This is a genomic window from Sphingopyxis sp. (assembly GCF_034380315.1).
Taxonomy (GTDB): domain Bacteria; phylum Pseudomonadota; class Alphaproteobacteria; order Sphingomonadales; family Sphingomonadaceae; genus Sphingopyxis.
The window spans coordinates 108603-133335 of record NZ_JAXMPB010000003.1 but is presented as its reverse complement, the minus strand read 5'-3'; the positions used below and the strand labels follow the sequence as shown (position 1 = coordinate 133335).

Here is a 24733-nt window from a genome sequence, read left to right as displayed (position 1 = left end):
CCACCGGCCCATCATATAATTGAATCGGGGAAAGAGGATCTATGAAGTCGAAAATCGCGAAGCTTGCACTTGCCGCGCTGGTCTTTACCGCGCCCGCCGCCGCGCACCAGGCGGCCGACAAAAAGGCCCCGGCGGCTGCGGCCTTTCCGGTCAGCAAGGGCGCACCGGCGCGCAAGGCGGGCGAAGGCGCCGGGCCGTTTCGCAAGATGGTCATTCGCAACGCGACGATCATCGACGGGACCGGCGCACCGCCGCGCGGGCGTTTCGACATTGTGGTAGAGGGCAACCGCATCGCCTCGATCACCCAGTCGGGCTGGCCCGGCTTGCCGTCGGCGGCCAATCGGGCGCCGCACGATGCCGATTATGAAATTGACGCCACGGGCATGTATGTGATGCCGGGCTTCACCGACATGCACGTCCACCTGCCGGGGCCGGACAAGGCCCCCGACGCCAGCTATGCGTACAAGCTGTGGCTTGCGCATGGTGTGACGACGGTGCGCGGGGTGCCGCTTGCGGCGCCGACGGTGGCCAGCGACGAAAAGAACCGCTCGGCGCGCAACGAGATCGCGGCGCCCCGCATCTTCAATTATCAGACGCTGGGTGCCGGCTGGTCGGGCGGCGTGGTCGATACCCCGCTGAAGGCGCGCGAATGGGTGCGCTGGGCGGCCAAGAACAACATCGACGGAATCAAATTCTTCAACCGCGAGAATGAAACCCCCGATGTCTTCACCGCCGCGCTCGACGAAGCGCAGAAACTCGGGCTCGGCACCACCGCGCACCTCAGCCAGATCGGTGTGGCCAATTTCAACGGCCGCCAGGCGGGGGCCGCGGGGCTCAACACCATCACCCATTATTACGGCCATCTGGAATCGCTGCTCAAGGATCGGGCGATCCAGGATTTCCCGTCGAACTATGACTATAACAACGAACAGCACCGTTTCGGCGAGGTCGCGGAAATCTGGAACCAGGTCTATGGTCCCGAAACCAAGGAATGGCGCGAATATCTCGAAACGCAAAAGGCGAACCACGTCAATTTCGATCCGACCTTCAACATCTATGCCGCCTCGCGCGACCTGATGCGGGCGCGCAACGCCGACTGGCACGGTCGCTATACGACACCCCAGCTCTGGAAATATTTCCAGTCGACGCGCGACAATCACGGTTCCTATTTCTTCGACTGGACGACCGAGAACGAATTTGCGTGGAAGAAATTCTATGGCCTCTTCTTCCGTCTCGTGAACGATTACAAGAATATGGGCGGCCGCGTGACGGTGGGTACGGACTCGGGCTTTATCTACAAGGTCTATGGCTTTGCCTATGTCGAGGAACTCGAACTGCTGCGCGAGGCGGGCTTTACCCCGCTCGAGGCGATCCGTGCCGGGACGATGATGGGCGCCGAGACGCTTTATGAACCGCGCGGTGAAAAACCGCCGATCGGGGCGGTGCGCGCGGGGATGCTCGCCGACCTCGTGATCGTGCCGGAAAATCCGCTGCAAAATCTGAAGACGCTCTATGGAACGGGCTTCATGCGGCTCAACTCGGAAACCAACCGGCAGGAAAAGGTCGGCGGGGTGAAATACACCGTCAAGGACGGCATCGTCTATGACGCCCAGCAATTGCTGGCCGATGTTGCCGCGATGGTGGAATCGGAAAAGGCCCGCCTCGGCGAATAGGCGGCCGCCGCCCGATGGGGGCCGCCGCTTTGCGCGGCTCCCGTCGCTTTTCGACCGCCCGTTTCATTCCGATCGATCGTCACCCGGCCCCATGTGTCGCCGGGAAGGGGAAGCTCATGTCCGTATCCCTCGCTCCGTTCCCGCTGGAATCGCCCGGTCTAAAGCGGCAGGTTGGTCGTGTTCTTGACCTCTTCGAGCACGGCGTAGGTGCGGGTTTCGCGCACGCCGGGGACATGGACCAGCGTGTCGGCCAGAAAGGAGCGATAGGCCGCCATGTCGCGCACCCGGACCTTGATCAGATAATCGAAACCGCCCGCGACCATGTGGCACTCCAGTATCTCGGGCATGATCGAAACGGCGGAGGCGAATTCCTGGAACACGTCGCCGGTCGTCCGGTCCATCAGCACTTCGATGAAGATCAGCAAGGCGCGGTCGAGCTTGGTCGGATCGAGCCGCGCATGAAATCCCAGAATATATTCCTGTTCGCGCAGGCGTTTCAGCCGGTCGAAACAGGCGGAGGGCGACAGGCCGCAGCGGCTGGCCAGTTCCTGATTGGTGATACGCCCCTCGGTCTGGATGACCTTCAGGATGCGGCGGTCGGCATCGTTCAGCATCGGCTGTTCTCCGGAAATCGCGGCGATTCCCGTTCAATATTTCCATAATTATGTGAAAAATCCAGGGATAAATAGAATTTATGTCAATGGATCCGAAAGTTCATCGCGGCGAAGGGGCAGGGCAGGCCGGCCCGGATCATGCCGCGCGCGCCGCGCTGCATTACGGCGATGAGCGGGCCGTGATCGCTGCGCTTTTGCCGATGGCGCGCCGGACCCCGGCCGAGCACGCCGCGATCGATGCCCGGTTGCGCGACCTGTTGCCGCGCCTGCGCCAGGATCGCGGCGGGCTCGTCGAACGCTTCATGCAGGAATATCCGCTGGGCAGTGCAGAGGGCGTCGCGCTGCTGTCGCTGGCCGAGGCCTATTTGCGCGTCCCCGACCGGGCGACCGCAAGCCGCCTGATCGCCGACAAATTCGCCGCGGGCGATTGGGCGATCCACCGCGGCCGATCGAACGCGGCGCTCGTCAACGGCGCGACGCGCGGGTTGATGCTGGCCCGGGCCCTGCAGGCTCCGGGGGCGGGCGCGATGCGGACGTTCGCCGCCCGGCTCGGCGATCCGGTGATCCGCCGCGCCGTCGCGACGGGGATGCAGGTGATGGGCGGGCAATTCGTGCTCGGCCGCACCGCCCAAGAGGCGCTGAAGCGCGCGGCGCGCCACCATTATGTCTGCTCGTTCGACATGCTGGGAGAGGCGGCGCGTACGGCGGCCGATGCGGCCCGCTATTTCCGCGCCTATCAGGGGGCGATCGCGGCGGCGTCGGTTGTCGGCGTCGGCAAGGATCATCTGAACCGCCATTCGGTGTCGATCAAATTGTCGGCACTGCACCCCCGCTATGAAGAGGCGCAGCGCGGCCGGGTGATGGCAGAGCTTGTCCCGGCGGTCGTCGCGCTCGCCGAACAGGCGCGGGCCGGGGGCATCGGCATCACCATCGATGCCGAGGAGGCCGACCGGCTTGAACTGTCGCTCGACCTGATCGCCGGGATCGCCGCGGCGCCGTCGCTTGCGGGATGGGACGGCCTGGGAATGGCGGTCCAGGCGTATCAAAAGCGCGCGCCCGCGGTGATCGAATGGGTCGATGCGCTGGGGGCGCGTACGGCCCGAAAAATCGCGGTGCGGCTGGTCAAGGGCGCCTATTGGGACAGCGAGATCAAACATGCGCAGGAACAGGGGGTGCCCGGCTATCCGGTCTTTACCCGCAAGGACGCAACCGACGTCTGCTATCTCGCCTGCGCGCGCCTCATGCTGGCGGCGAGGCATATCGCCCCTGCCTTTGCCACCCACAATGCGGTCACGGTCGCGACGTTGCTCGAATGGATCGGCGACCGTCGCGACGTCGAATTTCAGCGCCTGCACGGCATGGGGGAACCACTCTATCGCGCGGCCCTGGCGAACAGCGGGCTTCGCGTTCGCGTTTATGCCCCGGTCGGCGGCTACCGCGACCTCTTGCCCTATCTGGTCCGGCGGCTGCTCGAAAATGGTGCCAACACCAGCTTCGTCCACCAGTTCGGCGATGCCGATTGCGACGTCGAGGCGCTGATCGTCGATCCGGTCGATCTTATCTCGCGCACTGGCGGCGCGCCGCATCCGGCGATCCCGCTGCCGCAGCATCTTTACGGCGCAGAACGCCGCAATTCGGAGGGTTATGATTTGAACGACCGCCTATCGATCGACGCGGCGGAGGCGGCCGTGCGCGCCGTCCCGGCGGACATGTCTCGCGCGGCGCCGATCGTCGGCGGCCGCGCCGCGACCGGACAGGCGATCCCGGTCCACGATCCCGCCACCGGGGCGGCGATCGGACAGGTTGTCGAAGCGGCGGCATCCGATATCGAACGGGCGCTGGCCGGCGCGGCGGCGGCGGCGCCCGGCTGGGCCGCGCGCGCCGTCGCCGAACGCGGCGCCTGTCTCGATCGCATGGCCGACCTCTTGGAAGACCAGCGCGAACAATATTACGCGCTGGTCGTTCGCGAAGCCGGAAAATCGATCGCCGACGCGGTGGGCGAGGTGCGCGAGGCCGTCGATTTCTGCCGTTATTATGCCGATCAGGCGCGGCGCCGGTTCGTCGTCGACAGCCTGCCCGGACCGACGGGGGAACGCAACGAACTGACGCTCGCGGCGCGCGGCGTCTTTGCCTGCATCAGCCCGTGGAATTTCCCGCTCGCCATTTTCCTGGGACAGGTTTCGGCGGCGCTGGTCGCGGGCAATGCGGTGGTCGCAAAACCTGCGCCGCAAACCCCGCTGATTGCTGCGGCCGCGGTGCGCCTGTTCCATGCGGCGGGCGTCCCGGTCGATGTTCTCCACCTGCTGCCGGGCGGCCCCGACGTCGGCCGCGCATTGGTCGCCGACCGCCGTGTCGCGGGGGTCGCCTTCACCGGTTCGACCGCCGCCGCGCGCCAGATCGCCCGCAGCCTGCTCGATGACGAAGGGCGTCCGCTCGTTCCGCTGATCGCCGAAACGGGCGGGCTGAATGCGATGATTGTCGATTCCACCGCTCTGCCCGAACAGGTTGTCGCCGATGTCATCACCTCGGCGTTTCAAAGCGCGGGGCAACGCTGTTCGGCGCTGCGTCTCCTCTGTCTGCAGGATGATATCGCCGACCAGGTTCTGGAACTGCTGACGGGGGCGATGCAGGAACTGACGCTGGGCGATCCGGGGCGGGCGACCAGCGACGTCGGCCCAGTGATCGACGCCGAGGCGCAGCGACGGATCGAGGCGCATATCGCGGCGCACCGCGAGCGGCTGGTCGTTCAGCTTCCCGTTCCCGCCGGTCTCGACGGCCATTTCGTCGGCCCGGCGGTCATTGCGCTCGATGGTCCGGAGGCGCTTCGGCACGAAATTTTCGGGCCGGTGCTGCATGTCGTGCGCTGGAAGGCGGGCGACCTCGACCGGCTGGTCGAACGGATCGGCGCCAGCGGCTATGGCCTGACGATGGGGCTTCACAGCCGCCTCGACACCGCGCTCGAAACCGTGCGGGCGCGGGCCCGGGTCGGCAATCTTTATGTCAACCGCTCGATGATCGGCGCGGTGGTGGGGTCGCAACCCTTTGGCGGCGAAGGATTGTCGGGCACCGGGTTCAAGGCCGGCGGTCCACATTATCTTCTGCGTTTTGTCACAGAACGTTCCATTTCGATCGATACGACCTCGGCGGGCGGCAACGCGAGTCTCTTCGCGCTCGAAATCGACGAACCCGTCGGCTGAGTTCGCCCATCGCCCCCCGGCACCACAGGAGGAAAGGTAACAGTGAAAGAGGTAAAGCAGCGCATGTGTGTGATCAACCCGGCGCTCGTCGACGACATCGCGCCGCTGGTCGGTGGCCAGGCCGACATCATGCGGCGGATCGGGATCAGCTGGAACACATGGATAAAGATCAACGGCGGTCATCCCGTGCGCTATTCGCTGGCGCAGCGGCTGAAGGCGCGCGTGGTCGCCAATGCCGAACAGGTCGAAACGCTGGGCCGGAAGTTTCCGTCCGAATGCGGCGGCGTCGATCGCGACGCGCTGGACGACGCCTTTCTGCTGTCGTCGGCATCCTGATCGGCGGGCATGGGGTGGGGCCGGTGCGCCCCGTGCCGCGCGATCAGGAGGCTTTCAGCGTCAGCGGCAATCCGGCGGCGATCAATATCACCTCGTCGACGATCGCTGCCGTCCGCTGATTCACGCGCCCCGCCAGGTCGCGAAACCGGCGGGCGAGCGCATTGTCGGGAACGATGCCCAGCCCGACCTCGTTGGCGACCAGGATGATGTGTCCCGAAAAACGGCCGACCGCGCCGCACAGCGCATCGGTCGCCGCGTCGATATCGGCGTCGTCCAGCATCAGGTTCGACACCCACAGCGTCAGGCAATCGACCAGCAGCACGGCATCGGGCGCATCGAGCGCGGCGATCGCGGCGGGCAGGTCGCGCGGCGCCTCGACCGTGCGCCAGCGCCGGTCGCGATCGGCGCGGTGGTGGGCGATGCGATCGCGCATCTCGTCGTCGTGCGCTTCGGCGGTGGCGACGAAGATCAGCGGTCCCGGCAGGGCTTCGGCGCGGGCCTGCGCATGGCGGCTCTTGCCCGACCGCGCCCCGCCGATCACGAACAGGCGGCGGCCGCTCATGCCGGGGGTCCGGCGGTACGGGCCAGCGCGATCATCGCATCGATATCGACATGGCGCTCCATCGCGTCGGCAATCTCGTCCAGCGCTGCGTCGACATCGGCGGCATGGTCGCGCCCGTTTCCGGCCAGCCCGATCCGTGCAAGCAGCGCCTGGCGCAGCGCCGCCGATCCGAACAGGCCATGAAGGTAGGAACCGATCACCAGCCCGCGGGCATCGACCGCCCCGTCGGCGCGGCCATCGTTCAGCATCGCAAAGCCGCGCTGCGTGCCGGATCCGGTGGTTTCGCCCATATGCATTTCATATCCTTCGACCGGGGCGCCCAGTGCGGTGCCGTGCACCCGCCGCAGCGTCTTGTGGGGCGCCAGCCGGGTTTCGACGTCGAGCAGGCCCAGCCCGTCGACGGTCGCCGGACGGCCCTCGATCCCGTCGGGATCGGCGATGCGCCGCCCCAGCATCTGATATCCGCCGCACAGCCCGATGATCATTCCGCCGCGCCGATGATGGGCCGCGATGTCGATGTCCCAGCCTTCGGCGCGCAAGGCGCCAAGGTCGGCGATCGTCGCCTTCGACCCCGGCAGGATGATCGCCGCCGCCTCGGCGGGGATCGGCTGTCCCGGCGGCACCATCACCACTTCGATCGCGGGTTCGTGCTTCAACGGGTCGAGATCGTCGAAATTCGAAATGCGCGGCAGGATCGGACAGGCGACGATGCGCCGTCCCTCGCGCGGGTCGGCGGGCCTTTCCAGGATCACGGCATCCTCGCTCGGCAGCCGCCTCGCGGCGGCGATCCAGGGAATGACGCCCATGCCGCGCCATCCGCTACGCTCCTCGATCGCGCGATAACCGTCGTCGAACAGCGCCGGGTCGCCGCGGAACTTGTTGATCAGAAAGCCCTTGATCATCGCGGCATCGTCGCGGTCGATCACCGCCTGCGTGCCCACGATCGCCGCGATCACGCCGCCACGGTCGATGTCGCCGACCAACAGCACCGGTACATTCGCCGCGCGGGCAAAGCCCATGTTCGCAATGTCGCCCGCCCGCAGGTTGATCTCTGCCGGCGATCCCGCGCCTTCGACCAGCACCAGGTCGCACCGGCTGCGCAACCTGCGATAGCTTGCCATGACCTCGTCCAGCAAGGCGCCGCGCGCCGCGCGAAAATTGCCGCTGCCCAGCGTGCCGCGCACCTGTCCGTGCACGATCAGTTGCGACGTCCGGTCGGCCTGCGGTTTCAGCAGCACCGGGTTCATGTCGCTGTGCGCCTCGGCGCGGCAGGCAAGCGCCTGCAACGCCTGGGCCCGTCCGATCTCGCCGCCATCGATCGTGACGGCGGCGTTGTTCGACATATTCTGCGGCTTGAACGGCAGCACGCAAAGCCCCCGGTTCGACAGGGCGCGGCAAAGCCCGGCGACCAGCACCGACTTTCCGACATCGGACCCGGTTCCCTGCAACATCAGGGCAGCAGCCATACGGCACCTCCGGCGATCAGCCATAGCAGCAGACAGGCGCGGCCATAGAGGCGAAGTGCTCGGCGAATATCGCCGGGTCGGGCGTCGCGCCCTTCGCCGCCGATCCACGGCTTGGCCATCGCAACACCGTCATAGGACAGCGGCCCGGCCAGCCGCACGTCCAGCGCCCCGGCCATCGCGGCCTCCGGCCAGCCGGCGTTGGGGGAGGCGTGCTGGCGGGCATCGCGCATCATCACCCGCCACCCGCCGTGCCCGGCGATGGCGATCAGCACCGCGCACAGCCGCGCCGGTATCAGGTTCATCGCATCGTCGACCCGCGCCGCCGCCCAGCCAAAGGCACGCCATCGCGGTTCGCGGTGGCCGATCAGGCTGTCGGCGGTGTTGACCGCCTTATATATCCAGACGCCCGGCAGCCCGCCGATCAACAGCCAGAACAGCGGCGCGGCAACGCCGTCGCAAAAGCTTTCGGCAAGGCTTTCGATTGCGGCGCGGGCGATGCCGCTCTCGTCGAGTGTGGCGGTATCGCGCCCGACGATCGCGCCGACCGCGCCGCGTGCGGTTGCGATGTCGCCCGCGATCAAGGGCCGCGCGACTGCCTCGACATGATCGTACAGGCTGCGCTGGGCCAATGCGGGCCAGGCGAGCAGGGCGACCGCCAGCCATCCGACCGCCCCGAACGAGGCCAAAAGGCTGCGCTCCGCGGCAAGGGCCGCGCCCCCGGTGCCGAGGATCAGCAGCGCCAGCGTGACGATGCCCAGCAGGCGGCGGGTGCGGGCGCTGCGGTCGGGGCGGTTCCAGCGCCGCTCGCAGGCCGTGATGACGCGGGCGAACAGGCCGACGGGGTGGCCGATCCGGCGATAGAACGCCGTCGGCCAGCCGAGCGCGGCGTCCAGCGCCAGTGCGGTCAGCGCCAGCGGCTCAGCCATCGGCCAGCGCCGCATCGAGCCGCGCCGCCGCCGCCGCATCGGCGGGCAGGCCGATGCGCAGCCAGTCGGGCCGCTCGGCAAAGGGGCGCGTCAGGATCGCGGAATGCGCCAGCCGGTCGAACAGCGCCGCGGCGTGCGGGGTCTCGATCAGGCGGAACAGCGGGCACCGGCCGATGGCGACATGGCCGTGCCGGGCGAGCAGCGCGTCGAGCCCGGCGGCCTCGCGCGGCAACGCGGCACGCATCGCGGCGATCCAGCCGCTGTCGCGATAGGCGGCGGTGCCGATGGCGATTGCGCCGCTCGATACCGGCCAGGCGCCGAGCATCGCGCGCAAGCCGTCCAGAATGGCGCCGGGCGCGATCACAAAGCCCAGGCGCACCCCCGCGAGACCAAAGAATTTCCCGAACGAGCGAAAGACGATCAGCCGCCGGTCGTCGGCCACTTGGGGCGCCATGCTGATCGCCGGATCGGTATCGGCAAAGGCCTCGTCGATCATCAGCCAACCGTCGCGCGCACCCAGCCGGCGCATCTCGTCCGCCGTCGTCACATGGCCGTCGGGATTGGTGGGGTTGGCGAGCAGCAGGCTGCCTTCGGTCGCCGCCGCCTCGTCGCGCGGCACCGCGATGCTGTGCGGCATCATCTCGCCATGGGTGCGGTAACAGGGGATCATGTGATGCGCGCCGCCACCCGGCGCATCCCCGATCATCCGGCCCACCAGGCGCAGGCCGATTTCGGTCCCTGGCACCGCGCAGACCCGCTGCGCATCGACGCCAAAAACATCGGCTGCCGCGGCTTCGAGTGCCGCGATCGCGCCGCTTTCGGGCAGTCGCCGCCAGTCGATCGCCACATCGTCCGCCCCCGGCCAGGCGGCGGGGTTGATCCCCGTCGACAGGTCGATCCAGTCGGCGTCGCGCTGGCCGAAGCGCCGCTTCGCCGCGTCGAGGGCGCCGCCATGCCAGGTCCAGTCCGCCGTCACGCGATGTGGATCCACAGCAAGGCGAATAACAGCAACAGGCTTTCGCATATCTCGATGCCTGCGCCGTGGCCGTCGCCCGATATTCCGCCCAGGGTGCGGCGCAGCCAGCGGCTCCACCCCAGCAGGATCAGGGGCAGCAGGACAAGCGAGGGGGAGGCAAAGGCCGCCGCCCCGGCAAGGGCAAGGCCCCAAAGGCCAAGGTCCACGGGGCGCACCGCACCGCGGAACCGCGCGCCGAGCCCCGCGTGCAGGTCGGGCAGCCAGCGCGACCAGAACAGCGGGCCGATCCGCGCGGCAAAGGCGCACAGCGCGATGACCGCATAGGCCTGCGCGGCGATCAGCGCGTGGAGCAGCACCAGCTTCGCTGCGATTTGCAGAGCGATGGCCGTCACGCCAAAGCTTCCGACATGCGGATCGGCGAGCACGGCGCGCAGCCGTTCGGGATCGGCCTTCAGCTTGTGGGCCGCGCCGCCTGCGTCGGCGACGTCGCCCAGCCCGTCGAGGTGAAGCGCGCCCGTGATGCCGACCCACAGCAACAGCGCGGCGAGCGCCCCCGTCCACGGGTCGATCCGCGCCCCGGCCCATCCACCGCCCGCGACGATCGCCCCGACGATCAGGCCGACGGCGGGGAACCAGCGCATCGACGCCGCGAACTGCGCCCCCGTCGCGTCGACGCGCGGGGTCGGCAGGCGGGTCAGAAACTGGATGGCGATGATCAGTCCCTTCACGGCCGCTCCGTCATGCTCGTGTGGTCATGGCTGGATGCTCGCGATCTGGGCGTTCGGGCGCGGTCCGGGCCAAACGGACAACGAGACGAGAACGCCATAGGGCAGGTCGAACGACCATAGCTGGCGGCGGTCGAAACCGCACAGCCGGTGCAGCGCGGCCCGAATGGCTCCGCCGTGGGTGACGATCAGCGTCGGACGCGGGGGCAGGTCGTCCAGCGCCGCGCCGACGCGCGCGGCCAGCGCCGACCAGCGTTCGCCGTGCGGCGGCGGGTGCGCGTCGGGGTCGGCCCAGAAACGGGCCAGCGCGTCCGAATCGATCTCGGCGCCCGCCCGGCCGTCCCAGTCGCCGAAGTCCAGCTCGCGCCAGCGCGGGTCGATCGTGACCGGCAGGTTCATGGCGGTGCCGATCGCTTCGCCGGCCTGGCGGCACCGCGCCAGGTTCGATGCGTAAAGGTGCGCGACGTTCAGCCCGCTTGCCTTGGCGACACAGGCCGCGATCCCCGTCGGGGTGGGCGCGCAATCGGTTCGTCCCATCAGCAACCCCGTCTGTTCGGGTGCGCCGTGGCGCAGCAGATGGAGCGCGTAACCCGTCACAATCCGGCCGACACCGATGCTTCGTCGAATGTCGCCATGCGGTCGTGGGCGGCAACGGCGGCGCGGATCACCATGGCCGCGACCGCGGCGCCGCTCGCCTCGCCCAGCCGCATGTCCAGTGCCAACAGTGGGTCAAGCCCCAGTTGCTCCAGCAAACGGGCATGACCGGGTTCGGCCGAACAATGGCCCGCCAGGCAGTGCGCGACGATGCCGGGCTGGGCCGCGTGGAGCGGCGCGACGGCCGAACAGCAGATAAAGCCGTCGAGAACGACGGGAATGGCGGCCTGCCGGGCGCGCAGCACGGCTCCCGCGATGGCGGCGATCTCGCGTCCGCCGACCCGGCGCAACGTGTCGAAGGGGGTGGCAGGGGCGCCGCGATGCAGGTCCAGCGCGCGATCGACGGCCTCGCGCTTGCGGGCAATGCCTTCGGCATCGACCCCGGTGCCGGGGCCGACCCACAGGGCGCCGTCGCCGCCAAGGCTGCGCGCGCAAAGCGCGGCGGCGGCGGTCGAATTGCCGATGCCCATCTCGCCTAGAATGAGCAGGTCCAGATCGGCCTCGACGGCGGCGGCGCCCGCGTTCAGCGCTGCCAGGCATTCGGCTTCGCTCATCGCGGGGGCTTCGGCGAAATCGGCGGTGGGGCGGTCGAGATCGATCGCCACGACCTTGAGGTCGATTCCGGCGGCAAGGCACAGCGCGTTGATCGCCGCGCCGCCCGCCTCGAAATTGGCGACCATCTGCGCCGTCACGCCGGGGGGAAAGGCGCTGACCCCGCGGGCGACGACGCCATGGTTTCCGGCAAAGACGATTGCGCGGGCGCGCTCGATCTTCGGCCGTTCGCGCTGTTGCCAACCGGCGAGGAAGATCGCGATATCTTCCAGCCGCCCCAGCGACCCGGCGGGTTTGGTCAGGCGCGACTGGCGCGCTTCGGCGGCGGCGCGCGCGGCGGTGGAAGCGGGCGGCAGCGCGGCCAGCGCGGCCTCAAAGGCGGCGGGGGAGGGGAAATGGTTCATTCGGCGACGAATCCCGGTGGCGGCACCCGCACGATGAAATGGCCCTTCACCCCCTCCGGCCATGCGGAATAGGGCACGCGGCCATCGGGGCTTTCGGCATAATGCACGGCATAATCGAGGATGGCGTGCGCCGATGCCTTGTCGGGCGCAAAGCGGCCGAGGACATATCCGATCTTGTCCGGTGCGCGCAGGTGGACCGTGCAATGATCGGCGCAGGCGAACAGGCACGGCATCTCCTGTACCGCGATGGCGGCATAGGCGGGCTGCTCGGCGCGCGCCTCGCGCAAAGCCCCGGCGAGCGTCTGACCGCCGGTCAGGCCGTCGGGGCCGGTGCGGGCGTCGGGGTGGCGGCGGCAACTGTTGCACACCACCACCGCCGGGCCGGGATCAACCCGCGTCAGCATGTCATGCCGTGGCCAGCGGGCGCCGCAGGGCGGGAACCCCCGCGGCGACGAGCAGGCGGTACAACAGGTACAGGCCGATCAGTATCGCGCCGTTCCGCGCGAACTGCCGCGCCAGAATGGCGGGGTCGATCACGCTGTCGAGGCTGCCCAGAAACAGCGCCCATCCGACCACCACCAGCTTGAACGCGACGAAGGCGGCGGCATAGCCGACCCCCAGTCGCCACCCGGTCGAGGCAGGGCCCATCCGGCGCAGCGCCGCCTGCGCGCCCCATAGCGAGGCGATCGCCGCGGTTGCGAGGCATGCCGCCCAGCCGATCGTTTCGGGGCCGCGCGGATAATCATGGAGCGCAAAGCCGACCAGTTGGGAAAAGGCCCAGCTCAACCCCATCAGGGCAAAGCCCTCGCGCGGCCGCATATGGACCGCCGCGAGTGCCGCGAGCGAGGAAAAGGGCGTCGCGCATGCCAGCGCGATGGTCGTTGCGGTGCTCGATGCGATGAACAGCGACACCCACAGCGCGGCGGTCCCGCCTTCGGTCCGGGGCGCGAACATCAGAAGCGCCCTCGAATGCCGGCATAAAGGCTGCGGCCCGGCGAGCCATAGCGATAGGCCGTCATATATTGCTCGTCGAACAGGTTTTCGGCCCGGGCGAACAGGCGGACATTGTCCGACAGCGCATATTCGGCGCGCAGATCGACCAGCGTATAATCGTCGAGCTGGCGCGCGTTGCTGGCGTTGTCATAGCTTTTCCCCGACCAGCGCACGGCGGCGCCCAGCGTCAGGCCAAAGTCGAAGCTGTAGCTTGCCGACGCATTGGCCGCGTGACGCGGGCGGCGCGGCAGCCAGTTTCCGAAATTGGCGGTTCCCGCCGAACGATCCTCGGCGACGATCCAGCTGTAATTGCCGTCTAGGGTCAGGCCGCCGAGCGACAGCGCCGCTGCTGCTTCGATGCCGCGCGTTTCGCTGCGCGCGACGTTCAGATAATATCCGAAGCGAGGCGTCGCCGGGGCGCCGGGCACGAAGCACAAGGGGTTGGTCGTGCCGGGGACACAGCCATTATAGACGATCTGGTTCGTCGTCGTGCGGTCGAACCAGGTCGCCCCGACGGTCAGCGCGTTTCCGAACAGGCTCTGTTCGATCCCGGCTTCCCAGCCATGGGCCTTTTCGGGGGCCAGCGCGTCATTCCCATATTCGCTGTACAGTTGATACAGCGTCGGCGCCTTGAACCCTTCGCCATAGCTGGCGCGCAGGGTGGTGCCGGTCGACAGACGCCACAGCCCGCCGGCCGAGAACAGCGTCCGGGCGCCGTAACGGTCGTGATCGTCATAACGCACGCCGCCGGTCAGGGTGACGCCATCGACCGGTTCAAGCTTCAGCAGGCCATAGGCGCTGTTGATCTCCGCCTTGCCCACGGCAAAGGCGGGCAGCGGGGTCGACGGCGACGCGGACGGCGAGCGGCTCTTGAAATCGGACCGTTCATTCTCGATGCCCAGCGTCGCGACGATCTGTTCGCTGACCGTGAAATCGCCCTGATATTCCCAGCGGCGGTTGCTGCCCTCGGCCTCGAAACTGCGCAGGCGGGCGCGGTCGGGGTTGAAATGATCGCGGTCGGTGTCGGTGTGCGTATAAGCGATCCGGTTCTTGAACCGCCCGCCGAACAGGTCGAAATTCACCCCGGCGTAACCGATGAACTCGCGGCCCAGGCCATAATCGGCGCTGTCGGCGTTGAACCCGTCAAACTCGACGCGGGTCCGCGAATAATGGGCGCGAAGGTCGATGCTGACATTGTCGGTCAGCGACAGTTCGGCACGTCCCGACAGGCTGCGGTTGCGATATCCGTCGCTTTCCTTGCCGCCAAAGGCGGGGGCGAGCGCCGACACGCCGTCGGTCACGAAATTCTGGGCGCCGATCCGCCAGGCCAGCGGCCCACTGCGTCCGCCGATGGCGGCGCGGGCATTGACCGTACTCCGCGATCCGGCTTCCAGGTCAAAGCTGCCCTCCAGCGGCTTTTCGGGGGTTGCCGACACGATATGGACGACCCCGCCGATCGCCTGGCTGCCCCACAGGATCGATTGCGGCCCGCGCAGGATTTCGATCTGGTCGATGTCGCCGGTCAGCAGGTTGGCGAAATTATACCCACCGCCCGCCGACGAGGGATCGTTGACCTTCACCCCGTCGATGACGACGACCGTGTGGTCGGATTCAGCGCCGCGGATCCGCAGCGATGTGGCGGTGCCATAGCCGCCGTTGCGTGAAAAGCTGACGCCGGGCGTGCGCAGCAGCAATTCGGTGACGCCCATGTCCTGCGCGCGGTCGATCGCCTGCTTGTCGAGGACGGTGATCGACGCCGGAACATTTTCGACCGGGGACTGCACGCGGGTCGCGGTGACGATGATATGTTCGCCGGCATCGGCGCCGGCATCGAATGCGGCGTCGCCGGCTTCGGCCGCCTGCGCGGGTGCCGCGATCAACAGGACGGCAAGGGAAACGGAACCTGGAACGATATTCTTACGCATGATGACCCCATCGACAAGACCGTTCCGGCGCACGGTCGATGGCGGTGCCATTGCGGGCGCACGCCATCGGCCCGCGCGTCGGCACGGCCAATAGTGTCGCCATTCGGGTTCACCCCCGTTCGCTCGGCACACCCTGTCCGCGCGAAAGACGACGGCGACGGGCAGGTCTCCTGGCTTGCGGGTCATCGCCGCCCGGCCGCCTTCTCAGGACGATCAGTCCCAATGGCAATTGGCCGGTGGCTCGCCGCGTACAGTTGCAGGGGCAGCCGGGTTTTTCCCGTTCCCTTTTCATCCCCCGTTTCCGGGGGAACCTGTCGCGGGGCGGGCGTTACTCCCTTTTCGGGGCGGGGGTCAATTGCTGCGTTGCGATATAATTGCGCACGGCGGGATCAGAATTCGATTCCGGGCTGCGCCTTTACATTCTGTTCGCGGAACGGGTGCTTCACCAGTGTCATTTCGGTGACAAGGTCGGCGGCATCGATCAGCGGTTGCGGCGCGTTGCGGCCGGTGATGACGACATGGGTCATCGCGGGCTTGGCTGCCAGCGCTTCCAGCACCTCCTCGACCGGCAGATATCCGTATCGCAGCACGATATTCAGTTCGTCGGCGACGACCATGCGATAGGCGGGATCGGCGATCATGCGCTTTACCTCGTCCCATGCGGCGCGGGCGACCTCGATGTCGCGTTCGCGATTCTGGGTGTCCCAGGTAAAGCCTTCGCCCATCGGCTTGAATTCGATCAGGTCGGGAAAGCGATCGAAAACGCTCTTTTCGCCGGTCGCCATCGCGCCCTTCACAAACTGGATCACGCCGACCTTCATGCCGTGGCCGATCGCGCGCACCGCCATGCCCAGCGCGGCGGACGTCTTGCCCTTGCCCGGCCCGGTGTGAACGATCACCAGTCCTTTTTCGACCGTCTTGGTGGCGATCTTGCGGCCGTGGGCGGCCTGAACCTTCTTCATTTTCTCGCGATGCTGCGCTTCGGTGCGTTCGGTCATCATCTCTCCTGTCGGCGCTCGGCCGTGCAATCGGTCAATTATGTCCATTTTAGCATTTAATGTCACCGTTGTGGCGCCGTTAAATAAGGAAAATTGGGCATTTTATTCATACTTTAGGGACAGATTGATCGGGGTGGCGATGGGCATGCCAATGCGATTTTAACTATGGCAAACGCCCAATTGAACGGGGAATAAAATTGCGGTATGTATAGGTCAAGTTATAGCATTATGTCGAAAGAGAAAGGGGTGTCACCCTTCAGTAATGGGCGCCATTTCGTATCAGGAGGGTGCTATGAATAATGCTTTCCGTTCTGAACCGGATCCCGGAAGTTCAATTTCGGGGGCAGGGAACGGGCAAGTTGATAGTGATCGTCGTGCAGGCGACCGTTATCGGACTGTATGGCGGATCGCAAAGGTCGTCCGCGACGGCGATGCCGGATTGTGGCGGGTGCGCAATATTTCCAATCGCGGCATGATGCTCGCCGCCGATGTTCCGATCGCCGTGGGCGAACGGCTGGAGATCGCGCTGTCGGATACGGTTGTCGTGGCGGGGAAGGTCGTCTGGTCGGACGATGGCCGCTGCGGTGTCGCCTTCGACGACGAGGTCGATGTCGCCCATATGCTGAAGCAATTGGCGGCGGAACAGCGGGCGACGGGATATCGCCAGCCCCGGCTCGAGGTGCATACGCTGGCACAGGCGGTTACCGACCGCGTGACGACCAGCATCGAACTGGTCGACCTTTCGCAGAACGGCGCCGGTTTCATTCATGACGGGCATCTGGAGGTCGGCAAGGAACTGGAGCTGGTGCTTGGCAAGGATATCCGGCGCAAGGCGATCGTGCGCTGGTCGCGCGGGACCCGCGGCGGCCTTTGGCTGACCCAGCCGCTCGACCGTGCCGATCTGGAAAGCATTCGCCGCTTCGCCGGTTCCTGAACAACGAAGGCGCGGGGGGCGCCTTCAGGACCGTTGATCGCGCGTGATCTTCAACCATGGATTGAGGTCGGGACTGGCGACCTTGATCAGATGATTGCGATCGCGATGCACAAAGGGTTCGTCGCGGCCCTTCACCATCAATATCGTATCCGAAACATAGCTCCACGACCCATCGTCGTGAAATTCGACCGTCAGTTCATAGCTGTCGGTGCGAAAGGCCTGGTCCAGGAACCGGGTCGAACAAATCCCATATTCGCTGCTGCCGCGTTCGGCGCGCACCACCAATTTTCCGGCATCGGGTTCGGCATGGCCCGCGGCGATCGCGGTCTGTCCGCGCGGGATCGTCAGCGTCTGCAGGATCAGGCCCGTCGCGGGTTCGTACAGCCAATATCCGACCTGATCGTGAAAGCTGATCGCCTCCTCGCGCGTGTTGACATGGATATGATAGCGCAGCCCATAGAACAGCTGGGGCCCGTTCGCTTGCGGGTCGATCGGCTGCATCTCGATCCGCTCATAATATTCGCGCGTCTCGGGGCCGTCGGCCTTGGGGTTGATGTCGACCCCGCGTTGCCCCTCCCAGACACCGGCCAGGCGGCGCAGCGGGCCAAGATTGGCGAGGGTGTCGGGATCGACGTCTTCGGGCTCGGTGAAAATATCGTCGGGCAGGTCCATCGTCGTCGCTCCCCTCCCAAGGCGCCGTTTCAGATATCCTCGGCCAGCCGTCCGTAAAGCTGCGGGCGCCGGTCGCGGAAAAATCCCATCCCGGCGCGATGCCTGGCCGCACGGTCGAGGTCGATCGTTTCGACCAGCACGCCTGTCTCGCCCGCGCCGAACTCCTGGGTCAAATCGCCCCACTCGTCGCTGATAAAGCTGTGGCCATAGAAATTGGCCTCGCCTTCGGACCCGATGCGGTTGGCGGCGATCACCGGCATACAGTTCGACACCGCATGGCCCTGCATCGCGCGGCGCCACATGCGGCTGGTGTCGAGGTCGGCGTCATAGGGTTCGCTGCCGATCGCGGTCGGATAGAACAGCAGCTCGGCGCCCATCAGCGCCATCGCGCGCGCGCATTCGGGATACCATTGGTCCCAGCACACCCCGACGCCGATGCGGGTGCCGAAAACGTCCCACACCTTGAACCCGGTGTTGCCGGGCCGGAAATAATATTTCTCTTCATAGCCGGGGCCATCGGGAATATGGCTCTTGCGATACGTCCCCATCACATTGCCATCGGGGCCGATCATCGCCAGCGTGTTGTAATAATGATGGCCGTCGCGTTCGAAGAAGCTCGTCGGGATCGCGACCTTCAGTTTCGCCGCAAGTGCCTGCATCGCAAGCACGCTCGGATGCTCGGCGGTCGGCCGCGCATTGGCGAACAGCGCCTCCTCTTCGACCTGACAGAAATAGGGTCCTTCGAACAGCTCGGGCGGCAGGATGATCTGCGCGCCCTTCGCGGCGGCGTCCTCGACGAGCGCGCTGACGGCCTCGATATTCGGCTGGACGGGGCCGGGCAGGGGAAGCTGCAATGCGGCGACGGTGATCGAACGGGTCATGCTTATTTGCTCTTCGCTGCCTGTGTTGTGTCGGGAATCTCCCAGCGCATGCGGTTGTTATAGGTGAACTCTATAGGTTCGCCCGCATCGTCTAATTTGGGATGAAATTTGCCGCGCCGCATCATTATTTCGCATGTTGCGTTGTCCAGATCAGGGTGGCCGGCTGACTGAGTAATTCGACAACTTTTTGGTTGACCATTCTTGCCCACCACTATTTCGAAGGCGGCAGTTCCTTGTGCTCCCGCGGCCAGAGCCGCGGCGGGATAGGTCTCGTTTGCCTGATATTTGGGCTGCGCGTAGGCGACGCTGCTTATGGTGCAAAAGAGTCCGAACGATATTATCGAATGCCTGATCATTTCGGCACCTGCTGGCTCGAGCAATGGAAGCTGCCGCCGCCCGCGATAATCCCGTGCGCGGGCACGCCGACCGCGCGGCGATCGGGGAACAGCGCGGCGAGCGCCGCGACCGCCGCCGCGTCATTCGCGACGCCATAGGTCGGGACGACAACGACGCTGTTGCCGATATAGAAATTCATATAGCTTGCCGCGACAATCTCGCCGTCCATCTCGACCCGGCCGGGCGAGGGCAGGTCGACAATCTCGATCCCGCCGAACGCGGCGGTTCGCGCGCGGGCGTCGGCATAGATGGCGGCGTTGGGATCATCATCGCCCGCCGCGACGGGCAGCGCGAGCCGCCCTTCGCCAACAAAGCGCGCCAGATTGTCGACATGGCCGTCGGTGTGGTCGCCGATCAGCCCGTCCCCCAGCCACAGCAACCGCTCGATCCCCAGCGACTGGTGCAGCCGCGCCGCAATGTCCGCGCGGGTCAGCGTGGGATTGCGGTTGGGGTTGAGCAGGCACTCCTCGGTGGTGACGGCGAGGCCGGTGCCATCGACGTCGATCCCGCCGCCCTCCAGCACCCAGTCCTGCTCGTCGACCGGCAGGCCGCTTGCCGCGGCCAGCGCCGCGCCGACCTCCTTGTCGCCGGGCATCACGAACTTCTCGCCCCACCAGTTGAATTCGAAATTGCGCGCGCGCCGCGCGGCACCGCGCCCCGCGATGATCGGCCCGGTATCGCGCAGCCAGATATCGCCGAGCGGCTGAACGAGGATGCGCACGCCGGGATCGACCAGCTTCGCGGCGATCTGCGCCTGCCTCTCGTCATTGACCACCAGCCGCACCTCCTCGCCGCGCCCTTCGTCATGGACGGCGTTGGCAAAGGCCGCGACGTCGGCGCGCGCCGCGTCAATCTGCCCCGACCATTCGTCGGCAAGGTGCGGAAAGCCGATCCATACGGCTTCGTGCGGCGCCCATTCGGCGGGCATGGTCAAGGTCATGCGAATATCCTGCGTCACGATTCGGCGGCGACCGGCCGCCCGTCGCCCCGGTGCATGCGCCAATCCCGCGCGGCGGGCAAGGGCGGGGCGGGCGGGTTGGAAAGAAACGAGACCCGCCGGGAAACCCAGCCGCAAAAACAAAGCGGCCCGCCGTTCGGGTGAACGGCGGGCCGCCTGGCCTGCATCGTCGAGGTTCCCCCGGCGTGGGCGTCAGGCGCCCTTGCGGCTTTCGTCGCGTGCCTTGCGGAACTCGTCGCCTTCGTTCCAGTTCGGCCATGCGGTCGTCATCGCGAGCATCCGGCCGACGGCATAGTAAAGGCGCAGGTCCGCCATCATGCCGTCCCAGCTGGTGATCGCCGACATGTCGTCCGACGGTGCGTGATAGCGTTTGGCGGTATAGGCTTCGGCCCACGCCTTGCCCGCGTCGGTGCCGCCCTCGACCAGATTTTCACCGCCGTCGAAATAGATCATCGGCACGCCGCGCTTGGCAAAGCTGAAATGGTCGGAGCGATAGTAAAAGCCCTTTTCAGGGGTCGGTTCGTCGACGATCGTGCGCTTTTCCATCGCGACGGCCTTGGCCAGATAGGCTTCCAGTTCCGACTTGCCGCGTCCGACGACGACGATGTCCTTCGCCGCACCGGCACCCGACAGCGCGTCCATATTGACGCCGCCGACCGTGCGGGCGAGCGGGAAGACCGGGTTGTCGGCATAATATTTCGACCCCAGCAGGCCCGATTCCTCGGCGGTGACGGCCAGGAAAACCAGGCTGCGGTCGGGTGCGCCCGCCTTCTTCTGCGCCTCGGCGATCGCGACCAGCGCCGCGGTGCCGGTCGCATTGTCGATCGCGCCGTTGCAGATGCCGTCGCCATCGACGGCTTCACACTTGCCCAGATGGTCCCAATGCGCGGTATAGAGGACATATTCGTCAGGGCGCTTGGCGCCCGGCAACACGGCGATGACATTCTTCGACATCTTGCGTTCGATCTTGTTGTCGAACGACAGCGATGCCTTCACGCCGGTCAGCGCAACGGGCTTGAACCCTTTTTTCTTCGCATCGGCGCGCAGCTTGTCGAAATCCAGCCCGGCGTCGGCGAACAATTGCTTGGCCTTGCCAAGCTGGATCCAGCCGTTGGCGGCGGTTTGGTCGGCGCCATTATTCTCGCTCGCGGCCAGATATTGGGTGCCGGTCCAGCTCGACTGGACGACGTTCCAGCCATAGGCGGCCGGTTCGGTGTCGTGGACGATCAACGCGGCCGCGGCGCCCTGGCGCGCGGCTTCTTCATATTTATAGGGCCAGCGGCCGTAATAGGTCATGGCGCGGCCGTTGAACTCGCCCTTGGCTTCCTTGGCTTCCCAGTCGGGGTCGTTGACCAGGATCACGACCGTCTTGCCCTTCACATCGAGCCCGGCATAATCGTTCCAGCCCTTTTCGGGGGCGTTGATGCCATAGCCGACGAAAACGACATCGCTGTCCTTGATCGAGATGTTCGGCTGGACGCGATAGCTTCCCGCGACGAAATCGGTCCCGAACGCCAGCGAAAGCGGTGCCTTGCCGCCGGTAAAGCTCAGCGGCGACACCTTGTCGGCGGTCATTTCGACCAGCGGCACGTCCTGGGTCCAGCTGCCGTTGTTGCCGGGTTCAAGCCCCGCCGCCTTGAAGCGTTCGATCAACAGGCCGACGGTCTTTTCTTCGCCTTCGGTGCCGGGCGCCCGGCCTTCGAACTCGTCCGATGCGAGGGCACCGACGACATCCTGCATGGTCTTCAGCGAGATGTCGGGAATCGACACGTCGGGAATGGCGGCGTTGCCCGCCTGGGTGCCGTCGTCGGCGGCGTTGCACGCCGCGAGCGACAAAAGGGCCGCGGCAGCCGCGGCGGCTCTGGGGAAGCGAAGCATGAAAATTCCTTGGGCTTTCGTTTGCGACGGCGCGTTTGTGCCAGCCGCCGCCACGACATGCAAGCCGCGCGGCCGGATAAGACGCCTCGCTTAAGTAAGCAGAATTGAAACGAATTTTTCTTGATTTTCGGGGGCGTCTGGGTTGTTTCTTTCTTCGGGAATATTTGAATTCGGGGGATGCTTCTTGAAACGATCAAAGTTTTTGGGCCAGATTCTGGCGTCCGCGGCGGTGCTGGCTGCTGTGCTGACGGAGGTCCCGGCTGCGGCGCAAGGCAGCGTCACCATCGACAATGCCATGCGCTTCGGTGCGCTGGAGGCGATTCGGGATGTCAGCCTGTCCCCCGACGGCCAGCGCCTCGCTTATATCGAGAATCTGCCCGATCAGAAGCGGCGGCTGCTGGTGGTCGACACGCGCGAGGGTGCTGTCCCGCAAAGCCTCCTGAAAAGCAACGGTGGCGAGGACGGCAGCCTTTCCTGGTGCGGGTGGGTGACGAACAAGCGATTGGCTTGTCAGACCTATTACCGAACCGACATCACGGGCGATGTCCTTACCTCCTCTGCGATGGTGGCGATCGAGGCCGACGGTAAAAAGATTCAGAGCCTCAGCAACCGCCGAAATTACCGGTCGCTCTATCACGATCTGCGCGGCGGAACGGTCGTTGACTGGTCATCGGAGGGTGATGGCTCTTTGCTCATGACGCGCAGCTATGTCCCGGAAAGTACGGTGGGAACGCTCATCGCCAGCAATGAGGAAGGGCTGGGCGTCGACCGGGTCGACACGTCGACGGGCAAAGGCAAGCGCGTCGTGTCGCCCAGTACCAACGCGATCGGCTATCTGTCCGACGGGCATGGAAATGTGCGGATCATGGGCGTTCAGGGGTATAATTCGAGTACTGGCCAACTCGATCCCAATATTCGCTATATGTTTCGTCCAAAGGATGGCGGGCGCTGGACGTCGCTGACCCAATATAACATCACGACCGAAGAGGGCTTTCTGGCCAGCGCCGTCGATCCGGCGACCGACCGTGTTTACGGGTTCCAGAAGATCGACGGGCGCAAGGCCATCGTCGCGATGGCGCTCGACGGATCGGGGGCGACGACGACCATCTTTGCCCATCCCGAGGTCGATGTGGACGATATCATTAGGATCGGGCGCAATGGCCGGATCGTCGGGGCCTCGTTCGTGACCGAAAAGCGCCAGGCGGTTATGACCGACGAGCGGGTCGCAAAGATGACCGGCGCGCTCTCAAAGGCGCTGGGCGGCCGGCAGGTGCTGGTGGTGGACGCCGCAGCGGACGAGAGCCGCTATCTCATCTGGGCGAATTCGGATACCGATCCCGGCCAATATTATCTCTACACCCCGGCCGCCCGCGAACTGCGTCCCTTGCTCGGTGCGCGCGATGCCCTTGCCAAGCTTACGCTGTCGCCGGTGACGCCTATCCGCTATCCGGCGGCCGACGGCACGATGATCCCCGGCTATCTGACGCTGCCGCCGGGACGCAGCGATGCAAAGGGCCTGCCTGCCATCGTCATGCCGCACGGCGGCCCTTCGGCACGCGACGAATGGGGCTTCGACTGGCTCGCGCAATATTTCGCCCAGTCGGGCTATGCGGTGCTGCAACCCAATTTTCGCGGCTCGTCGGGATATGGCGACCAATGGTATCAGAATAATGGCTTTCAGTCGTGGCGCACCGCGATCGGCGATGTCGCCGACGGCGGGCGCTGGCTGGTGTCGGCGCAGGGCACGGATGCGGCCAAGCTGTCGATCGTCGGCTGGTCTTATGGCGGCTATGCCGCGCTGCAATCGGGGGTGGTGGCGCCCGATCTGTTCCGGGCAATCGTGGCGATCGCGCCGGTCACCGATCTGGCGGAGCTGAAATCGGACGCATCTGCGGAGGGCCGGTCGAGAATCGATGCCCGCTTCATCGGGTCGGGGCCGCATGTGCGCGAAGGATCGCCGGCGCAAAATGCCGAGGCGATCAAGGCGCCGGTACTGATGTTCCATGGCAGCTTCGACCGGAATGTTGCGATCGAACAGGCGCGGATCATGCGCCGGGCGCTGGAAGGCAAGGGCAAGACTGTCGAACTCGTGGAATATCCGGAGCTCGCCCACAGCCTGGAGGCGAGCGAGGCGCGCACCGACATGCTGCGCCGGATTTCGGCTTTCCTGCCGAAGTAACGAAAAAGGGGCGGCCCGATTGTTCGGACCGCCCCTTTTCGAATGCGTATCGAAACCGATCAGCGCGAATAGAATTCGACGACCAGATTGGGTTCCATCTTCACCGGATAGGGCACTTCGTCGAGCGTGGGCACGCGAACGAAGGTCGCCTTGGTGCCATCGACCGCGACATATTCGGGCAGGTCACGCTCGGGCAGGCTCTGCGCTTCGGCGACCAGCGCCATTTCCTGCGCCTTCTTGCCCAGGGTGACTTCGTCGCCCGGCTTCACGAGGCGGCTGGCGATGTTGCACTTCACGCCGTTCACATAAACGTGACCGTGGCTGACGAGCTGGCGCGCCGAGAAGATGGTCGGTGCGAACTTGGCGCGATAGACGATGGCGTCCAGGCGGCGTTCGAGCAGGCCGATCAGATTCTGGCCGGTATCGCCCTTCATGCGCGACGCTTCGAAATAATTCTTCTTGAACTGCTTTTCGGTGATGTCGCCGTAATAGCCCTTCAGCTTCTGCTTGGCGCGAAGCTGGATGCCGAAGTCCGACATCTTGCCCTTGCGGCGCTGACCGTGCTGGCCGGGGCCATATTCGCGGCGGTTGACCGGGCTCTTCGGGCGACCCCAGATGTTTTCGCCCATCCGGCGGTCGAGTTTGTACTTGGCGCTCTGGCGCTTCGACATGTTCGTCTCCAATTTGCTGTTTGCCGAAGGATTTCGGCGTTTCCCGGGTCGCACCGCGCGGCATTGCCGTGCGCGACCGCCACTTCACCGGGGTGTGGGGTCCATTGCGAAGGCGCGCGACTAGACGGCGAGGGGGCGAAAGTCAAGGGGCGAAGCCCCGTCT

Annotated in this window: 23 protein-coding genes and 1 riboswitch; of the genes, 5 read left to right on the top strand and 18 right to left on the bottom strand. The window is 66.0% G+C overall.

What is annotated here, in order from left to right; translation table 11 throughout:
* Positions 1-41: 41 nt before the first annotated feature.
* On the top strand, positions 42-1673 hold the full coding sequence (locus tag U0S50_RS06655; RefSeq protein ID WP_322307985.1) for an amidohydrolase: 1632 nt from the start codon (positions 42-44) through the stop codon (positions 1671-1673).
* Positions 1674-1831: 158 nt separating this feature from the next.
* On the opposite strand, the gene U0S50_RS06650 is transcribed toward U0S50_RS06655, so the two are convergent.
* Positions 1832-2287 (bottom strand): Lrp/AsnC ligand binding domain-containing protein, encoded by a 456-nt coding sequence (locus U0S50_RS06650; protein ID WP_322307984.1) that lies wholly within the window; start codon positions 2285-2287, stop codon positions 1832-1834.
* Positions 2288-2373: 86 nt separating this feature from the next.
* Between U0S50_RS06650 and putA the strand changes: the two genes are divergently transcribed.
* Together putA and U0S50_RS06640 are read left to right on the top strand one after the other, a co-directional pair.
* Positions 2374-5484 carry a bifunctional proline dehydrogenase/L-glutamate gamma-semialdehyde dehydrogenase PutA gene (gene putA, locus U0S50_RS06645; RefSeq protein WP_322307983.1) on the top strand — a complete coding sequence of 1037 codons (3111 nt, stop codon included), beginning with the start codon at positions 2374-2376 and terminating at the stop codon, positions 5482-5484.
* Positions 5485-5526: 42 nt separating this feature from the next.
* Positions 5527-5820, top strand: a complete 294-nt coding sequence (locus tag U0S50_RS06640; protein WP_322307982.1) for a hypothetical protein — start codon at positions 5527-5529, stop codon at positions 5818-5820.
* 43 nt (positions 5821-5863) lie between these two features.
* Here U0S50_RS06640 and cobU read toward each other — a convergent pair whose 3' ends face one another.
* From cobU to cobO, 11 genes are all read right to left on the bottom strand, one after another.
* Positions 5864-6382 carry a bifunctional adenosylcobinamide kinase/adenosylcobinamide-phosphate guanylyltransferase gene (gene cobU / locus U0S50_RS06635; protein WP_322307981.1) on the bottom strand — a complete coding sequence of 173 codons (519 nt, stop codon included), beginning with the start codon at positions 6380-6382 and terminating at the stop codon, positions 5864-5866.
* Entirely contained in the window at positions 6379-7848 is a 1470-nt protein-coding gene (locus tag U0S50_RS06630; protein WP_322307980.1) for a cobyric acid synthase, read from the bottom strand. Before U0S50_RS06630 ends, cobU begins: the two co-directional genes overlap by 4 nt.
* Positions 7833-8774 carry an adenosylcobinamide-phosphate synthase CbiB gene (cbiB, locus tag U0S50_RS06625; RefSeq protein ID WP_322307979.1) on the bottom strand — a complete coding sequence of 314 codons (942 nt, stop codon included), beginning with the start codon at positions 8772-8774 and terminating at the stop codon, positions 7833-7835. Before cbiB ends, U0S50_RS06630 begins: the two co-directional genes overlap by 16 nt.
* Positions 8767-9750: an aminotransferase class I/II-fold pyridoxal phosphate-dependent enzyme gene (locus U0S50_RS06620; RefSeq protein WP_322307978.1), complete on the bottom strand. Its 984-nt coding sequence runs from the start codon at positions 9748-9750 to the stop codon at positions 8767-8769. Before U0S50_RS06620 ends, cbiB begins: the two co-directional genes overlap by 8 nt.
* Positions 9747-10478 (bottom strand): adenosylcobinamide-GDP ribazoletransferase, encoded by a 732-nt coding sequence (locus U0S50_RS06615; RefSeq protein ID WP_322307977.1) that lies wholly within the window; start codon positions 10476-10478, stop codon positions 9747-9749. Before U0S50_RS06615 ends, U0S50_RS06620 begins: the two co-directional genes overlap by 4 nt.
* Before the next feature lie 24 nt (positions 10479-10502).
* Positions 10503-11072, bottom strand: coding sequence for a histidine phosphatase family protein (locus U0S50_RS06610; protein ID WP_322307976.1), 570 nt, complete (start codon positions 11070-11072; stop codon positions 10503-10505).
* Positions 11069-12085, bottom strand: a complete 1017-nt coding sequence (gene cobT / locus U0S50_RS06605; protein ID WP_322307975.1) for a nicotinate-nucleotide--dimethylbenzimidazole phosphoribosyltransferase — start codon at positions 12083-12085, stop codon at positions 11069-11071. The genes U0S50_RS06610 and cobT overlap by 4 nt, the downstream gene beginning before the upstream one ends.
* Positions 12082-12489 (bottom strand): DUF1636 domain-containing protein, encoded by a 408-nt coding sequence (locus U0S50_RS06600; RefSeq protein WP_322307974.1) that lies wholly within the window; start codon positions 12487-12489, stop codon positions 12082-12084. Before U0S50_RS06600 ends, cobT begins: the two co-directional genes overlap by 4 nt.
* A 1-nt stretch (position 12490) precedes the next feature.
* A complete protein-coding gene (locus U0S50_RS06595) occupies positions 12491-13039 on the bottom strand; it encodes a hypothetical protein (protein WP_322307973.1) in 549 nt (182 codons plus the stop codon).
* Complete coding sequence (locus U0S50_RS06590) at positions 13039-15003, bottom strand: TonB-dependent receptor plug domain-containing protein (protein ID WP_322307972.1); 1965 nt, start codon at positions 15001-15003, stop codon at positions 13039-13041. Before U0S50_RS06590 ends, U0S50_RS06595 begins: the two co-directional genes overlap by 1 nt.
* A 142-nt stretch (positions 15004-15145) precedes the next feature.
* Positions 15146-15333, bottom strand: a riboswitch (cobalamin riboswitch).
* Between the two features lie 59 nt (positions 15334-15392).
* A complete protein-coding gene (gene cobO, locus U0S50_RS06585) occupies positions 15393-16001 on the bottom strand; it encodes a cob(I)yrinic acid a,c-diamide adenosyltransferase (protein ID WP_322307971.1) in 609 nt (202 codons plus the stop codon).
* Positions 16002-16263: 262 nt separating this feature from the next.
* On the opposite strand from cobO, the gene U0S50_RS06580 reads away from it, so the two are divergent.
* Complete coding sequence (locus U0S50_RS06580) at positions 16264-16935, top strand: PilZ domain-containing protein (protein ID WP_322307970.1); 672 nt, start codon at positions 16264-16266, stop codon at positions 16933-16935.
* Between the two features lie 24 nt (positions 16936-16959).
* Here U0S50_RS06580 and U0S50_RS06575 read toward each other — a convergent pair whose 3' ends face one another.
* The 5 genes from U0S50_RS06575 to U0S50_RS06555 form a co-directional block, all read right to left on the bottom strand.
* Positions 16960-17607: an FABP family protein gene (locus U0S50_RS06575; RefSeq protein ID WP_322307969.1), complete on the bottom strand. Its 648-nt coding sequence runs from the start codon at positions 17605-17607 to the stop codon at positions 16960-16962.
* A 29-nt stretch (positions 17608-17636) separates the two neighbouring features.
* A complete protein-coding gene (gene aguB, locus U0S50_RS06570) occupies positions 17637-18488 on the bottom strand; it encodes an N-carbamoylputrescine amidase (protein ID WP_322307968.1) in 852 nt (283 codons plus the stop codon).
* A gap of 2 nt (positions 18489-18490) precedes the next feature.
* The gene (locus U0S50_RS06565; RefSeq protein ID WP_322307967.1) at positions 18491-18844 is read right to left on the bottom strand and encodes a TonB family protein; all 354 of its coding nucleotides are present in this window, start codon (positions 18842-18844) and stop codon (positions 18491-18493) included.
* The gene (locus tag U0S50_RS06560; RefSeq protein WP_322307966.1) at positions 18841-19824 is read right to left on the bottom strand and encodes an agmatine deiminase family protein; all 984 of its coding nucleotides are present in this window, start codon (positions 19822-19824) and stop codon (positions 18841-18843) included. The genes U0S50_RS06565 and U0S50_RS06560 overlap by 4 nt, the downstream gene beginning before the upstream one ends.
* A 210-nt stretch (positions 19825-20034) precedes the next feature.
* Positions 20035-21720: a M28 family metallopeptidase gene (locus U0S50_RS06555; protein WP_322307965.1), complete on the bottom strand. Its 1686-nt coding sequence runs from the start codon at positions 21718-21720 to the stop codon at positions 20035-20037.
* A gap of 184 nt (positions 21721-21904) precedes the next feature.
* Here U0S50_RS06555 and U0S50_RS06550 point away from each other — a divergent pair, with 184 nt between their 5' ends.
* Positions 21905-23899 (top strand): S9 family peptidase, encoded by a 1995-nt coding sequence (locus tag U0S50_RS06550; protein WP_322307964.1) that lies wholly within the window; start codon positions 21905-21907, stop codon positions 23897-23899.
* Between the two features lie 59 nt (positions 23900-23958).
* Here the strand turns inward: U0S50_RS06550 and rpsD are convergent, their stop codons facing one another.
* Positions 23959-24570, bottom strand: coding sequence for a 30S ribosomal protein S4 (gene rpsD / locus U0S50_RS06545; RefSeq protein WP_322307963.1), 612 nt, complete (start codon positions 24568-24570; stop codon positions 23959-23961).
* Positions 24571-24733: the final 163 nt, after the last annotated feature.